16 protein-coding genes are annotated in these 14,629 nt (G+C 35.1%); 14 read left to right on the forward strand and 2 right to left on the reverse strand.

Annotated elements, in window-relative coordinates; genetic code table 11:
• Window positions 1–137 precede the first annotated feature (137 nt).
• The 7 genes from JOC73_RS10985 to pruA all read left to right on the forward strand — a co-directional run bounded on the left by JOC73_RS10985 (window position 138) and on the right by pruA (window position 6,468).
• Window positions 138–572 carry an IS66 family transposase gene (locus tag JOC73_RS10985; protein ID WP_330613177.1) on the forward strand — a complete coding sequence of 145 codons (435 nt, stop codon included), beginning with the start codon at window positions 138–140 and terminating at the stop codon, window positions 570–572.
• Window positions 573–653: 81 nt separating this feature from the next.
• Window positions 654–1,610, forward strand: coding sequence for a tyrosine-type recombinase/integrase (locus JOC73_RS10990; protein WP_204403139.1), 957 nt, complete (start codon window positions 654–656; stop codon window positions 1,608–1,610).
• 41 nt (window positions 1,611–1,651) lie between these two features.
• Window positions 1,652–2,338, forward strand: coding sequence for an FtsX-like permease family protein (locus JOC73_RS10995; RefSeq protein WP_204403141.1), 687 nt, complete (start codon window positions 1,652–1,654; stop codon window positions 2,336–2,338).
• Window positions 2,278–3,342 carry an ABC transporter permease gene (locus tag JOC73_RS11000; RefSeq protein ID WP_204403143.1) on the forward strand — a complete coding sequence of 355 codons (1,065 nt, stop codon included), beginning with the start codon at window positions 2,278–2,280 and terminating at the stop codon, window positions 3,340–3,342. Before JOC73_RS10995 ends, JOC73_RS11000 begins: the two co-directional genes overlap by 61 nt.
• Window positions 3,343–3,594: 252 nt before the next feature.
• Window positions 3,595–3,984 (forward strand): hypothetical protein, encoded by a 390-nt coding sequence (locus tag JOC73_RS11005; RefSeq protein ID WP_204403145.1) that lies wholly within the window; start codon window positions 3,595–3,597, stop codon window positions 3,982–3,984.
• Between the two features lie 72 nt (window positions 3,985–4,056).
• The gene (locus JOC73_RS11010) at window positions 4,057–4,467 is read left to right on the forward strand and encodes a hypothetical protein (RefSeq protein ID WP_204403148.1); all 411 of its coding nucleotides are present in this window, start codon (window positions 4,057–4,059) and stop codon (window positions 4,465–4,467) included.
• A 363-nt stretch (window positions 4,468–4,830) separates the two neighbouring features.
• Complete coding sequence (gene pruA / locus JOC73_RS11015; RefSeq protein ID WP_204403150.1) at window positions 4,831–6,468, forward strand: L-glutamate gamma-semialdehyde dehydrogenase; 1,638 nt, start codon at window positions 4,831–4,833, stop codon at window positions 6,466–6,468.
• A 220-nt stretch (window positions 6,469–6,688) separates the two neighbouring features.
• Here the strand turns inward: pruA and JOC73_RS11020 are convergent, their stop codons facing one another.
• On the reverse strand, window positions 6,689–7,333 hold the full coding sequence (locus JOC73_RS11020) for a transposase (protein WP_204403152.1): 645 nt from the start codon (window positions 7,331–7,333) through the stop codon (window positions 6,689–6,691).
• 507 nt (window positions 7,334–7,840) lie between these two features.
• On the opposite strand from JOC73_RS11020, the gene JOC73_RS11025 reads away from it, so the two are divergent.
• On the forward strand, window positions 7,841–8,089 hold the full coding sequence (locus tag JOC73_RS11025; RefSeq protein ID WP_204403155.1) for a hypothetical protein: 249 nt from the start codon (window positions 7,841–7,843) through the stop codon (window positions 8,087–8,089).
• A 40-nt stretch (window positions 8,090–8,129) separates the two neighbouring features.
• Window positions 8,130–8,573 (forward strand): hypothetical protein, encoded by a 444-nt coding sequence (locus JOC73_RS11030; RefSeq protein WP_204403157.1) that lies wholly within the window; start codon window positions 8,130–8,132, stop codon window positions 8,571–8,573.
• 102 nt (window positions 8,574–8,675) lie between these two features.
• Here JOC73_RS11030 and JOC73_RS15305 read toward each other — a convergent pair whose 3' ends face one another.
• Window positions 8,676–8,798 (reverse strand): hypothetical protein, encoded by a 123-nt coding sequence (locus tag JOC73_RS15305; protein WP_279381051.1) that lies wholly within the window; start codon window positions 8,796–8,798, stop codon window positions 8,676–8,678.
• A gap of 129 nt (window positions 8,799–8,927) precedes the next feature.
• Between JOC73_RS15305 and JOC73_RS11035 the strand changes: the two genes are divergently transcribed.
• From JOC73_RS11035 to pepF, 5 genes are all read left to right on the forward strand, one after another.
• Complete coding sequence (locus JOC73_RS11035) at window positions 8,928–9,470, forward strand: hypothetical protein (RefSeq protein ID WP_204403159.1); 543 nt, start codon at window positions 8,928–8,930, stop codon at window positions 9,468–9,470.
• A 559-nt stretch (window positions 9,471–10,029) separates the two neighbouring features.
• A complete protein-coding gene (locus JOC73_RS11040; RefSeq protein ID WP_204403161.1) occupies window positions 10,030–11,034 on the forward strand; it encodes an ABC transporter ATP-binding protein in 1,005 nt (334 codons plus the stop codon).
• Window positions 11,021–11,818 carry an ABC transporter permease gene (locus JOC73_RS11045; RefSeq protein WP_204403164.1) on the forward strand — a complete coding sequence of 266 codons (798 nt, stop codon included), beginning with the start codon at window positions 11,021–11,023 and terminating at the stop codon, window positions 11,816–11,818. Before JOC73_RS11040 ends, JOC73_RS11045 begins: the two co-directional genes overlap by 14 nt.
• A complete protein-coding gene (locus JOC73_RS11050; protein WP_204403165.1) occupies window positions 11,802–12,599 on the forward strand; it encodes an ABC transporter permease in 798 nt (265 codons plus the stop codon). Before JOC73_RS11045 ends, JOC73_RS11050 begins: the two co-directional genes overlap by 17 nt.
• Window positions 12,600–12,783: 184 nt before the next feature.
• Window positions 12,784–14,601, forward strand: a complete 1,818-nt coding sequence (gene pepF / locus JOC73_RS11055; RefSeq protein ID WP_204403168.1) for an oligoendopeptidase F — start codon at window positions 12,784–12,786, stop codon at window positions 14,599–14,601.
• Window positions 14,602–14,629: the final 28 nt, after the last annotated feature.

A 14,629-nucleotide genomic window follows, 5' to 3' on the forward strand; every position in this document is an offset into this window, starting at 1 on the left:
TAATTTCAGCAAACATATTCCACTCCTTCAATTTCATTCCCCCTATGATGAATTAACTATCTAATTCTATCAGAAGGAGTATTCTTATTGTACTACATTGGAAATTATTCTCCGTTTTTGTTTGCCAAAATCTCTCCATTTTATTTTACCATTTACAGCCTCTTTACAGACAAGAATCCTACTTTAAGATGATGGGGGCAAATCTTTCAAGACAAACCCTTTCAAACTGGATCATTGGCACAGCTAGCGAACTGGAGCCAGTCTACAAACTAATGAAAGAAGAACTTCTAAAAAGAGACTATATACAGGCTGACGAAACAGTCCTAAAGGTTCTAGATGATAAAGGTAAGGAGTCAAATAAGCAAAAATACATGTGGCTCTATAAGTCTCCCGATAAGGATAGCCCTATCGTCATTTATGATTATCAAAAGACAAGATCAGGGTCATGTCCTAAAGGGTTCTTAAGTGGGTTTTCAGGAAGTCTCCAAACTGATTATCCCGATAAAATAAATATTCCGATTTTTAGCATATATTATATTAATAATCTAATATCCAATGGGTTAGTAGCATAATCTTAAAAAATATCGGCATTTCTTTGGTATGAATTGTTAATAATGATAATTATATTATTCATATCAAAGGAGGCTTTTTTTATGAACAACAAAATCGAGGAGCTAGTTGGCTGTGTTCTACATGAATTAGAGACACATGGACTTACTCAAGCCACCATCTATCAGTATAAACGAGGACTTTATCAACCCATTATTAAATTTTTCAATTCTACTAATTCTGGTAATTACTCTACTCAAACATTTGAAGCTTGTATGAAAAACTATGAAGATCAATATCTATCAGGAAAAATCAAGAGACATCATTACCTATCAATGAAGCGATCATTAGAGTATATTCGAGATTATGCTTTATTAGGAAAGGTAGATTTCACAAGAAAAGTAGATACAAGAAAATACAAACCTAGTACGGAAGCAATAGCTGTTATTGAATGTGCACTTGAAGCAACTGATTTGAAAGAAGGTTTTAAGTATAGCCTTCATGTCTGTATGCGTCATTTTTTCTGCTATATTGAATCACAAAGTATGAAGGTTGAAGATATTTCTGTGGCTACCATCAAGGGCTTCCTTGTAAGTGCACGAAATACTAACCCTGGTAGCATGGATTACATAATATATTCTTTAAAAGTGCTTATCTCATATCTTAATATATCTAGAATCACAAATATCAAAGTGGATCTAGGATATTTTGTTCCCAAATCCCCTCCACAGAAGATTATACCTGCTTTCACAATGGAAGAAATAGATAAAGTCTTAAAATGTATTGATTGTTCTACTAGCTCTGGGAAAAGGGATAATGCAATAATTCTTTTAGCTTGTGCAACTGGACTCAGAGGAATAGATATCGTTAAACTAAAGCTAGAAAATATTAATTGGAAAGCTGGTGAGATTAGTATTTTCCAAAGTAAAACAGGGAACTTAATTAATATTACTGTAAACGGCCAGATTCTTAATGCTATCTTAAAAGGGGCTTCACCTATCCAACGGTGGGGACATTACCAAAGGAAAAAAATGAAATTATCACTGATACAAAAGTGTTAGACCTATTAGGAGTTCCCCATAAAGTAGGGGAGAAAATCCAATTGGAATATCAGATATTTGATGCTAAAGGTAAACAGCCTATCGAGACTATTCAAGAGGAATTTGTCCTATCTGGCTTTTACCCAGTGGATCCATTGATGGGGGCTAGAATGGTCTTAACATCAGAGGAATATGCAGAAGGTCTAAATCTACCAAAGGATAATATTAGCCTAAATGTGCAGTTTTCAAACTCCTTGAATATAGAAAAAAGACTCTATACAATTATTGTGGGATCAGGTTATAGCATATTTCCGCAAGACTCAGCCTATATAGATGTAGGAGTGAATTGGGCATACATGTCGGAGGAATTTAAGAATGCTGATCCCACCGTAGTTGTAGGTGGAATCGTCATCCTCCTCATCATCATTTTAACGGGGTATCTCATCATCTATAATATTTTTCAAATATCAGTGTTGAAGGATATCCGATTCTATGGGTTGTTGAAGACAATTGGAACAACCTCAAAGCAATTGAGGAGAATCATTGGGCGACAAGCTTTGATTCTATCCGCCATAGGGATTCCATTAGGATTGACGGTAGGTTATGTCGTTGGAAATCTGCTATTGCCTATTATAGTACAGCAACTGAATATGGATAACAGTATTAAAATAACTTTAATATTGCATCTATGGAATATTATAAATCTCGTTTCCGTGGTGAAAATGACAGCCTTTCAGAGAATGTTATAGACTTAATCGAAAAAATTGAAGGATTTAAAAAAGGTGGTAGAATTTATTACAATGTTAAAGATGGAGTCTGGGTTAAAGATGAAAAAATTGTGGAACTTGAAGGAAGGGCTCCTGTTCAACTCTTTGGACTAGATGAATTTTTAATTGAAAAACAAGAAGTGGTAAAGGGAAAACTAGACATAAAAAAATTTATGTCGGGAAATTATATTCTATTAGGAGTAAACGGAGAAGAACCAGAGAATTTAAAAAATCTAAAATATGATGTGGGGGACAAAATCATTCTTACTAATGATGGGAAGGAACAGGAGTGTGAAGTAATGGCATTAATCAATTATGGCTATAAAAACACTTCAAGAAGCTATTTTTCAATCCAATTGAAGAATGGTGAGATGCTTAGGGCTCAATTGGTTTATCTCCCCTCAAATACCTACAAAAATGTAGTAAGTAATGCATCTGTGATGGTCTATCAGTTTGATGTAGAGTCTGATTATATAGGAAATTTTGAAGCGTTTTTAAAGAAATTAACTGAAGACCCAAAGTCAGACCTAGACTACGAATCAAGAGATAAGTTAGTGAAGGAAAATGAAGGGATGAAGAATATGTTCCTCATCGTAGGGGGCGTTTTGAGTTTAATTGTAGGACTCGTTGGGATTATGAACTTTATAAACTCCATGATCACCAGTATCATGACAAGGAAGAAGGAGTTTGCTCTACTTCAAAGCATTGGTATGACCAATAGACAGTTGAATGCCCTATTAACAAAGGAAGGATTGATTTATGCGCTACTAACAATTGCCATCACCAGTATGTTTAGTGTACTAATATCAGTCACGATTTTAAAGGGATTTGAAAAGGGAATGCCCTTTTATACCTATAGCTTCACCATACTACCCCTTGCCATTGCATTGCCCATCATCATGGTATTAGGATATATCGTACCACTGGGGATTAAAAAAGTGATGGTAAAGGAAAGTATTGTTGAAAGAATTAGAGCTGAAAGCTAAAAAACTAACTCCTTAGTCTAAAATTAAAAGGTGCATATAAATAATCTAAATATCCCAAAATATCCCAAAATATCTAGGCATCTACTTTAGTGTAGGTGCCTTAGCTTGTTAATAAGGCATAACTAATGAAGGTTTTTATGTTGAAAGTTGTATTTCCCCCAACATAAGGTTATAATATGAATAGTCAAAATGAGTATATCAACTTAACGGCTATTGAAAGCAAATAAAAATACATAAATATGGAGGCTCCCTATGATCACAGCTTATTTAGTAGGAATTTCAACCCATTATGAAGGTGAAGATATAGAAATACGATATCGAATATATGAGAATGATGAATTAGTCGTAGAAAAATCACGTCTAGAGGAATATGTAAAACCAGCAATCGTAAATCACACTGCCTTGATGATTCTTTTTAGGGAATTTGACAAGAAAAAAGAGGAACAAATCATCGTTTATATGAATGACCCAGCCATTAATGACCAAATAAGAGGTGTAACTCAAACAAAGAATAGAGATGTTCTAAAGGCTTCAAGAATCACTAGGGAAGCCCTAAATAAATCTAGTAATTCCATTATGATTAAGGATGTCAGTAAAGACAAGGAAGCATTAGAAAGATGGAATCAGGAAATTGAGTTTTAAACGATCTAATTGATAGTGTATTCAGTGAATTTAGTAGGAAAATCAATACGTTTAGGAAGGAAGCAGTAAACTATGAGAAATACAATATCGTCAAAAAATCTAGAGGCTTGTTTGCAATATACATATGTGGATAAAATCACTGCATCGGAGTATGCATCTTTTATCAGATTTTTAATAAAGACAATGAAAAAGGAAATGCCAATAGAGATTTTAAACAATCTGAATGATACAATCATTAAAGGAATGATAAAGGATTTTTCCATTGAATACAAAGAAAATGCTGAAGGGGAAGAGGATCACTTTACAATTAACCTTGTTGAAGAAGGAGAAGAGAAAAAGGTCATGATGCTGAATATAGGTAAAGAAAAAGTAGGTAAGGATAATAAAAATAGTGCAAAGACCTTCTATAGATTTTATCTTTACCCAGAAAGCAATGAAGAAGGATATCGAGTTACCTTCAATAGAAGGGTTACAAAAAAATAAGATACTGTTCCATGCCACCTAATCTAGACTTAGGTGGCATTTTATGTATAAATGATCACCTACATAGATCAAGATATAAGGCACCAAAACTCCATCTAATCACTTCAAGTATCATCAAAATTTAGGATAAAGTATAACTATTATAAAAGTATAGGGTGGAAGACTAAAGTACTCACAATATTTTCCACGTGAATATTGTATATAATCCTAATAAATGGGTTGATGTTATCCAAATAAAATTATATAATGTGTATATGTCTAAAAATAAAAAAAATTCAGACTTTATAACAAAGGAATAGTTGGTAGATTTTCATTAAACTACTAGGATGCATGTAGAAGTTTATTAATAAAGGAGGATTTTTTATGTCTAATGCTTATTTTAAAGTGAAGAAACCCCAGAACGAACCTATACTTTTCTACGAAATCGGTAGCCCAGAAAGAACTGCCTTAAAGGGTAAACTTAAAGAATTAAAAGAGAAATCCATTGAAATCCCTGTAATTATTGGGGGAGAAGAAATCTATACAGGCAACACTGGAGAATGTGTTATTCCCCATAATAAGGAGCACAAGCTTGCTACCTACCATATGGCTGGGGAGGAAGAGGTTCAAAAAGCAATCGAGGCAGCAGCAAAGGCTAAAAAAGAGTGGGCTGAAATGCCTTGGCAACATCGAGCATCAATATTTTTAAAGGCTGCAGAGTTGTTGGCAGGCCCTTGGAGGGCTACATTAAATGCCGCAACTATGCTGGGGCAAAGCAAGACCGTCTATCAAGCTGAGATAGATTCAGCCTGTGAATTAATTGATTTCTTAAGATTTAATACATATTTCATGACGGAGATTTATAATGACCAACCAATCTCTACAAATGAAAGCTGGAATAGATTAGAATATAGACCTTTAGAAGGGTTTGTATTTGCTGTTACACCTTTTAATTTCACTGCCATTGGAGGAAATCTACCCATAGCCCCTGCACTAATGGGGAATACTGTAGTCTGGAAGCCATCAGGGACAGCTGTATATTCAAATTATTTTGTGATGAAGCTTTTAAAGGAAGCAGGATTACCAGATGGTGTCATTAACTTCATACCAGGTTCAGGAAGTATGATCGGTAATGAAGTCTTTAAAAATGAAGACTTTGCTGGGGTACATTTTACAGGTTCAACGGCAGTATTTAATACTATGTGGAAAACCATTGGAGAGAATATTGATCGATATAAAACATATCCAAAAATTGTAGGGGAAACAGGAGGAAAAGACTTTATATTTGCCCATAAAAATGTAAAGATCAATCAATTGGCAACAGCTATGATTAGAGGTGCCTTTGAATATCAGGGACAAAAATGTTCCGCTGCTTCAAGGGTATACATACCTAAGTCAATCTGGTCCGATTTAAAGGATAAACTTATTCAAGAAGTTGCCACCATCAAAATGGGAAATGCTGAGGATTTCGATAGCTTTATGGCAGCTGTGATTGATCAGAAAGCATTTGATCGAGTTAAAGGATATATCGAATACGCAAAAGACGCCGATGATGCAGATATTATTGCAGGTGGAGGTTGCGATGACAGCGTAGGTTACTTTGTTGAACCAACCATTATTCTAACAACTAATCCTCATTTCAAGACGATTAAAGAGGAAATATTTGGTCCTGTTCTTACCGTTTATCTATATGATGACGAGGATTTTGAAGAGGCTTTAAAAATATGTAATGAATCAACTCCTTATGGCTTAACTGGTTCCATCTTCTCTCAAGATAGAAGTGTCTTAATTAAAATGGAAAAAGCACTAGGTCAAGCAGCAGGGAACTTCTACATTAACGATAAGCCTACAGGAGCAGTAGTAGGGCAACAACCTTTTGGAGGGGCTAGAGCCTCCGGAACAAATGATAAAGCTGGAAGTAAGCTAAATCTACTTCGCTGGACTAGTCCAAGGGTAATCAAGGAAACCTTCTGTGCTCCAGAGGATTATCGATATTCCTTTAAGGAAGAAACATGTGACTAGTGTATTTTTGTTGAAGAAAACAAAAAAATAACCTCAAGTAGAGTAAATAGTCAGAAAAAATGTATTGCCAAGCCTTGGTGGATAATGAAATAAGTCCAGCTAAGAATTGTCAATAACTAATTTAAAAATATTTGATATTTCAGTGAAACTAAAAAAAGGCATGATTAATAAGCCTTTTAAAAGGTTTTCAAAAAACAGAAATTTCAAATATGGAATTAGGCTAAGCAGCGATTAAAGCCATGATGTGAATGACCCTTCGTGCAATCTTGGAACCGCGTTTTGACATACTTACATTGGTGCCATTGAATTTACCAGATTGCTTTACTGCAGGATCTAAGCCAAAGTAGGCAAAAAGCTGTTTAGGTGAACGAAAAGCAGAGAAATCTCCAATTTCACCCATAAGGCTTACAGCAGAAAGAAAACCAGCACCCTTAAAGGATTCAATAAGGTGTATCTGTTTTACAAAGTTAGTATCCTTCAAATCAGGTTTTAAAACGATTAAAGCAGCTTTTTTTGAATCATATCTGTCATTATGCACTTTTCTAATGTTAATGTTTGTGCTATTCTTAGTGATGATAGGATTAATCACGGATACATGAAATCCTTTATCACGAAAATAGCAGAAGAGTGGGTAATGATAAATTCCCGTGGATTGGAGGAAAACGCGACTTTCCAAAGAATACAGCTCTTCTGTTTCTTTTATTTTTGAAACAGCCATAGCAAGGAAATTTAAATCAGAATGTAGAATTTTAAAAGGTTTTCCTACAAATGTTTGGTTAGGTAGAGCAATAGACATCCAGCTAAAATCTGCACCGACATCAATACCAACCGAAATAAATAAATCATATTTAATAATATTTGACATGAGCGACAGCTCCTTTCTGATAGGAATCCATTTCCAAACAATGAGTACACATCCTAGCATGTGATACGGGTATAGCCTGAGGCTGCCAACCAGCCTAAACATAAAACCTCATTGAATGGACTAATTGACTTTTTTATAGGTATAGGTCAGTTGAAACCGACTCCCCAAGGAGATAAACATTATTTATCCTATCCTTGAGGATTATACATTATGAAAAGCCTGGAGTCTACCGGGAACCGTCAGACATGTTAAATATAAAAGTAACATCTGATGAAGGAAGAACTCCTTCTTCTGTTACTACATAATGTAATGCTTTTTATAGAAATGTATTAACTGCATAGTCATTCTTGACTATGACATTATTATACTAGGAGATAAGTTAGTGTGATGTTACCCCATACGAGGCATGTTGAAGCCGTAACACTACTTACGAAGTAAGTAGATGTACGTCTCATGTCAGGAATGACCAAGAGTACTAGGGAAGCGAAGTACGATTGAGATCATTCTATGTGGGTATCTGAGGCGGTTGATCGTTCTTGGGAAACAACTCCTAATGTATATTGGAACACAAACTTTACTACTTCAGCTAGTGATGCCAGTAGTCAATATACATCAGAAGCAGCAGCTTCTGTAATAGTAACAAAGGGGCATAGAATAAAAGCTATATCAAAGTATGATACAACTTACTATAAACCGACAGGGTCTTACCAAACTAAATCTAGCTTAGCAGGAGTAATTATATATCCACAATTTTAATTGAAAAGGTTATTGTATAAGTAATCGTAAGGATAATTTTATGAAAGAAGGAGTTGCCGTGATTAATAAAGATAAGTATAAATCTTTCCGAAAAATAATGCTTAAGGTTTTCTTCCTGATACTAATTTTTAACCTTATGATTACAACTTTTGTAGGATGTAGCCATAAGCAAGTACCACCTGAAGGTATTAGAAAAGAATTGTATACTTACGTAGTAGAAAATATTACAGAAGTAGATGGGATATATAAAAGTTCTAGCCTTACTGTAACTGATTTAAGTGTTAGATTTATAGATAACCTTCCTAAGTATATAAATGTAACTAACAAAGAAATGGGTCTTTTAGGAGAAATTCAGCTTATGATTGGTCATTATTTAGATTATGAAGAGGCAAGGGATAGAGGCTCAAAAGATGAAGCTATGAAACATTTAAAACAGTTTGAAGATCAATTAGAAAAAATAAAGCTGTATTTAAAGATTAAGTAGAGTTGCATCAAAAGGTAGTAGATAAAATATTACTCAAAGGTCTAACTCAGCATATGTGAACTCCCCCCTTCACAAGTAGACAGTGGAAATAGAAAAACTCAATTAAGCGACTAGACCCCGATATTCCATTTGGCTCTGGTCGTTTAGTTTTTTTGCTTTTTTTGGTTCGAACTCTCTAATGATTTCTGGTACTGTTGGTGGATATAGGGTATTTGGTATGGACATCACCTGTAGAGGTATTTTTTTATTTTGCTGTAGACTTGTAAATACAATGAAGAATTGTTAAAATATTGAATGAAGCTTTATGAAGCGTAAACCAATTACAGAAGACTTAATGGTTAAATTATTAAGGGAATGGAATTCTATGCAGAGAAGAACAGTATCGAGAATCTATGGCACATTCTAAATCTTTCAAAGCAGTGCTTAGAAGACTCATATCATCCAAATTTCAGTTCTTTACTAAGTTTTTATTCATTAGTTGAACTACTGGTTTTAAAGGATATTAATAAAAGACAATCAGGGCAGTATATTCATCAAGATTGCGGTAGAAAGCTTCCATATTTTTATAGGAACATTGACTTATTTAGCTTTCCCCAAAAAGTTCATTTGAATAAAAAAATATCTGAAACACATATTTTTGAGAAGTTAACCTATTTAAGACATAAAGTTATTCATGGCGTTTTTAAAGAAGCAACGGAAGCGTTGGAAGAAATATTTCCAATTTCAAAAAGCGATGGTACAAATATGGGAAGTACAGAAGACGCAGAAAGTTCTGCCTTTCAGGATCAATTACAAAATTTAAATGCATTAATTAGAAGTGAACTAGGTGAAATTCTGTGTAAATGGATGGAATCACCAGAAGAATTATCAAAAATTAAACAAGATATAAGTTTTTAAGTGTAATATGAAATTGCTTATAATGTGATGGAATTTTAAACTGAACACAGTTTTGTAGAATTATTTAATAGAACTCTAAGGGCTAATAAATCCAGCACTACTAACGTTCCGAGGCATGTGGAAGCTATTAATGGAGCAAGTATTTTGACGACATTTCTTTATACTAAAACAAAACATATATAATGAGGTGAACTTCATTTTTTCCAACTTAACTTGGATTTTTAAATCTTCTGGTAGATCCTTTGAAAAAAGTAGTATTTTTAATATACTTTCCTTATCTTTAGGGTCAATATTTGAGAAGCGGTAATGATGTTAAAAATTACAGGATAATTAAGTAAAAATTACAAAAAAACCTTGACATATATAATTTTCCATATTAATATATTATATAATATTTGAGAGTGTACCTAGGGTTCCGGCTTCTAATTAAGCGTCTGGTCCGAGCGGTACAGGATTCTGATCTACACTTCTGGAGAAAAAGCCCGGAGGACGAGTCTCAACAAGACCGTTCCTGTTGGGCTTTTATTTTATTTTTGAAAATCTACAAGGGGGGAAAAAAATGAGTATCATATCAGCTAAAAACCTTAGTAAAACCTTTCAGGTTAAAACAAAGGAACAGGGCTTAAAGGGAAGCTTAAAGGCCATGGTATCGCCACAATACAAAGAAATTCAAGCGGTAAAGAATATATCGCTGGAGGTGGCTAGGGGAGAGGTGTTAGCCTTCATAGGACCAAATGGGGCAGGGAAATCCACCACCATCAAAATGCTTACGGGGATTCTTCATCCTACAGCAGGAGAAATCAATGTACTTGGTTTGAATCCAACAACAGATCGAAGAAAGCTCTCCTATAAGATTGGAACAGTTTTTGGACAGAAATCACAGCTATGGTTTCACCTACCACCATTAGATAGCTTCAACCTTCTGGGGAGAATCTACGAAATGGAAGAGGAGGAAATTAAAAAAAGAATTTCATATTTGACGGAGCTTTTTGAAATAGAAGATTTGTTGGAGACGCCGGTAAGGAAACTCTCTTTAGGACAAAGGATTAGATGTGAAATAGCCGCATCCCTACTCCACAAGCCAGAGATTATCTTCTTAGATGAACCCACCATTGGTCTGGATGTGGTGGTAAAGCAAAAAATCAGGGACTTAATCAAAACCCTTAGTCAAGAATCACAAACAACGATTTTTTTGACATCCCATGATGCTGGTGACATAGAGCAACTCTGTAGGAGGGCAATTATTATCAATCATGGTCAAATTGTATTAAATGAATCAGTTAAGAATCTAAAATATAACTATATGAATCAAAAAGTAATTGATATCAAATATGCAGAGTCGGTAACGATTGATCATCCAGAGCTAAAGGTACTAAAAAGTAAAGGCTATGCAGTCAAAATAGAAATAGACAGCTCAAAGTGTGATATAGACAATACCATTTCCGATTTGATGAAACTAGGAAAGGTAGTGGATATAACCATATCAGACCCACCCCTAGAAGAGATTATATCTGGTATCTATCAAGAAAAAGACATTGGTGGTGGTTATCTTGAAAAGGCTTAGTAAATACTTTCATATCTTCAAAGTAAGCATATCCAACAATCTGGTTTATGTATTGAACTTTATTACAAGAAACTTGTTTTTCCTATTTATCGTTTATGTGATGTTGCTTCTTTGGAGTAATATCTATGGTCAGAAGGGTGAAGTGATTTCGGGATACAGTTTGAGGCAGATGATTTGGTATTTAATCGTTGGTGAGATGGTGGTTTTATCAAAATCCAATGTATTTTCAGAGGTGGCAGAGGATGTTAAAAAGGGTCAAATCGCCTATTTACTGAATAAACCCTACAACTATATACTTTACTGTTTCTCAAACTCTTTGGGGGAAATGGGAACAAGACTCCTGACAAATCTTTTCCTTGGGGGACTGATGGGACTCTTGTATGTTGGACCTTTACAGGATTTCAGTTTGATACACCTTCCCTTCATTTTAGCTTCAATCCTATTGGGAATCTTCATAAATTTCTTCATTTTCATTAGTTTAGCCTTGACAGCCTTTTGGCTGGAAGAAAATTCTGCCTTTATGTGGATTTATACTAAGCTGGTGTTTACCCTTGGGGGGATGCTGATTCCATTAGAAATGTTTCCCGACTGGTTGGAGAAGGTGGCGCGATATCTACCCTTTGCCTATGTTACCTATGGACCAGCAAAACTAGCTGTTGACTTTAACTGGGGAAACTATATCAATACAGTTTTTCTTCAAGTGGGCTATTTACTGATATTTATATTGATTTCCTTAGGGGTATTTAGAAAGGGGGTACGGGCGCTCAATGTTAACGGAGGCTAAGAAAAACCTAAAACTAATTGGAATGTATTTTAAATTTAACCTAGCTGCATCAATGGAATATCGGGCAAGTTTTCTTACCCAAACCTTTGGAATGGTCTTAAATAACTCAACATTTATCTTCTTCTGGTGGATTTTATTCAACAATGTTAAAGAAATCGGAGGGTATGGATTTAAAGAAGTAATGATTATTTGGGGAATTGCCTCCACCTCCTATGGTTTGACCTTTGTGTTGTTTGGTAATATTAGAAGAATATCTCAAATGATTATCAATGGAGAACTGGATTCTTATCTACTACAACCAAAGGATGTCCTCATCAATATTATATCCTCCAGCACCGTCATCTCAGCATGGGGGGATATATTCTATGGACTAATCCTATTTATTGGAGTATATGGGTTTGACTTGATAGGACTGGGACTTTTCATATTTTTCTGTTTTACAGGAATGATCTTCTTTGCTAGTGTAATGATCTGTGCCAATACCCTGACTTTTTATATGGGGGATTCCCGAGGAATCACTGGCTTGATCTTTGAATTTATGATCACCTTTAGCATTTATCCTGAAGGGATCCATAATAGTTATACGAAATTAATCATTTATACATTGCTACCTTCTGCCTTTATCAGCTTAGTACCAGTAAGGCTTATGACGGATTTCTCGTGGAATTGGTTCCTTCTTTTGATGGGAGCATTGGTTGGTTGGAGTGTATTTACCTATTGGTTATTTATGAAGGGACTACAGAAATATGAGTCGGGGAATCTGATCGTCAGCAAGTTGTAACATGAGATGTGTGGGGGCTACTTTAGATGAAATTACTTCTGAAATATAATTAAGTTTATTTAATAAATATTTCGTTTTACTAAAGGTATTTTATAACAAATAGCGAAGTATATATAGATAGACTATTCATATCATAATATTTTGGCGTGCGATTTAGTTAGTTCAAATATAAGGAGGATTTATGATGAAGAAAGCCTTAAAGGAAAGAAAAGATGTGGATCAATCGTTAACATGGGACTTGTCAGCAATATTTGCCACGGAAACAGCTTTTGAAGAAGCTGTTAGTAAGGTACAAGGCTTAGTAAAAGAGATTGAAGAGGAATTTAAGGGGAAGCTCAATACAGTACACATGATCAATAGCTGTCTGGATAAAGTTAAAAAAGCCTATGAATTGATGACGTTAGCAGGCTCCTATACTTACCTTGCAGTATCGGTTGATCAAACTAACACAGAAAATCAAGCTAGAAATATGAAGCTTAGAAATATTATGTCAAATCTACAAAGTCGATTAAGTTTTGTACAAAGTGAGATTATTGAAGCTGATGAAAATGTTCTTAACGATGCAATTGAAGCATCTAAAGAAAATACCCATTATTTAAAGCAGATCAAAAGAAATAAAAAACATGCCCTACATCCAGAGGCAGAGAGGGTGCTTTCTGCATTATCAGGGACTTTAGAATCCCCATTTGCTATTTATAATCAAGCAAAGTTGGCGGACTTAAGTTTCGAAAACTTCACTGTAGACGGAGAAGAGTATCCCTTGAGCTTTGTTTTGTTTGAGAATGGTTGGGAATATGAAACCGATACAAAGGTAAGAAGGGCAGCCTTCAATGCCTTTTCCACACAGTTAAGAGAATATCAGAATACAATTGCCGCCACCTATCAAGCTCAAGTTCAAAAAGAGAAAACACTGGCAAGCTTAAGGGGCTTTGAATCAGTGTTTGATAGCCTATTACATGAACAAGAGGTGGATGAAGATTTATACAACCGTCAAATTGACATTATTATGGAAAAGTTAGCTCCCCATATGAGGAAATATGTGAAGCTTCTCCAAAAAATCCATCAGCTTGATGAAATGACCTTTGCAGACCTAAAGCTGGTGGTGGACCCATCCTACGAGCCAAAGATCTCTGTAGAGGAATCTAAGAAATACACATTTGAAGCCTTGTCAGTACTTGGAGAAGACTATTTAGAAATGGTGAAAAGAAGCTATGATGAGAGATGGGTAGATTTCGTTCAGAATAAAGGTAAGTCCACAGGGGCTTTTTGTGCAAGCCCCTATGGCAGCCATCCATTTATCCTAATCTCATGGTCTGAAAGAATGAGGGAAGTATTTGTATTAGCCCACGAACTAGGTCATGCAGGACATTTTTATCTTGCCCACCAAAATCAAAACATCTTTGATGCAAGACCTTCTATGTACTTTATAGAAGCACCATCCACCATGAACGAAATGTTGATGGCAAATTATCTAATGAAGACCAATGATGATCCGAGGTTTAGAAGATGGGTACTATCTTCAATGATCAGTAGAACCTACTATCATAACTTTGTCACCCACCTACTGGAGGCGGCTTACCAAAGGGAAGTGTATAAAATTATTGATGAGGGTGGAAGTGTTCAAGCGGGCAAATTAAATGACCTTAAAAAATCTGTTTTAGAGGAATTCTGGGGAGATACGGTTAAAATCATAGATGGAGCAGAGCTTACTTGGATGAGACAGCTTCACTATTATAAAGGACTATATCCCTATACCTATAGTGCAGGTCTGACGGTGGCAACAGAAGTAAGCAAGCGGGTACTGAAGGAAGGTCAGCCAGCATTAGAGGATTGGAAGAATGTATTGAAGGCTGGAGGAACAAAAACACCAGTAGAACTTGCTAAAATGGCTGGAGTTGATATCACAACAGAAAAACCATTAGTTGATACAATAGAACATATAGGGAATATGATTGACGAAATTATCAAGCTAACAGAAGAAATCGATGGAATAACATTGTAATTATAGTTAGAGGGTAGAAGGAGAGGGA

Source organism: Alkaliphilus hydrothermalis, assembly GCF_016908555.1.
Taxonomy (GTDB): Bacteria; Bacillota; Clostridia; order Peptostreptococcales; family Natronincolaceae; genus Alkaliphilus; species Alkaliphilus hydrothermalis.

Bases quoted from the DNA above. Each gene is read 5' to 3' on its own strand.
- JOC73_RS10990 (WP_204403139.1), top strand. From the start codon at position 654: ATGAACAACAAAATCGAGGAGCTAGTTGGCTGTGTTCTACATGAATTA.
- JOC73_RS11000 (WP_204403143.1), top strand. From the start codon at position 2,278: ATGGAATATTATAAATCTCGTTTCCGTGGTGAAAATGACAGCCTTTCA.
- JOC73_RS11005 (WP_204403145.1), top strand. From the start codon at position 3,595: ATGATCACAGCTTATTTAGTAGGAATTTCAACCCATTATGAAGGTGAA.
- JOC73_RS11010 (WP_204403148.1), top strand. From the start codon at position 4,057: ATGAGAAATACAATATCGTCAAAAAATCTAGAGGCTTGTTTGCAATAT.
- pruA (WP_204403150.1), top strand. From the start codon at position 4,831: ATGTCTAATGCTTATTTTAAAGTGAAGAAACCCCAGAACGAACCTATA.
- JOC73_RS11020 (WP_204403152.1), bottom strand. From the start codon at position 7,333: ATGTCAAATATTATTAAATATGATTTATTTATTTCGGTTGGTATTGAT.
- JOC73_RS11025 (WP_204403155.1), top strand. From the start codon at position 7,841: ATGTGGGTATCTGAGGCGGTTGATCGTTCTTGGGAAACAACTCCTAAT.
- JOC73_RS11030 (WP_204403157.1), top strand. From the start codon at position 8,130: ATGAAAGAAGGAGTTGCCGTGATTAATAAAGATAAGTATAAATCTTTC.
- JOC73_RS15305 (WP_279381051.1), bottom strand. From the start codon at position 8,798: ATGTCCATACCAAATACCCTATATCCACCAACAGTACCAGAAATCATT.
- JOC73_RS11035 (WP_204403159.1), top strand. From the start codon at position 8,928: ATGGAATTCTATGCAGAGAAGAACAGTATCGAGAATCTATGGCACATT.
- JOC73_RS11040 (WP_204403161.1), top strand. From the start codon at position 10,030: ATGAGTATCATATCAGCTAAAAACCTTAGTAAAACCTTTCAGGTTAAA.
- JOC73_RS11050 (WP_204403165.1), top strand. From the start codon at position 11,802: ATGTTAACGGAGGCTAAGAAAAACCTAAAACTAATTGGAATGTATTTT.
- pepF (WP_204403168.1), top strand. From the start codon at position 12,784: ATGAAGAAAGCCTTAAAGGAAAGAAAAGATGTGGATCAATCGTTAACA.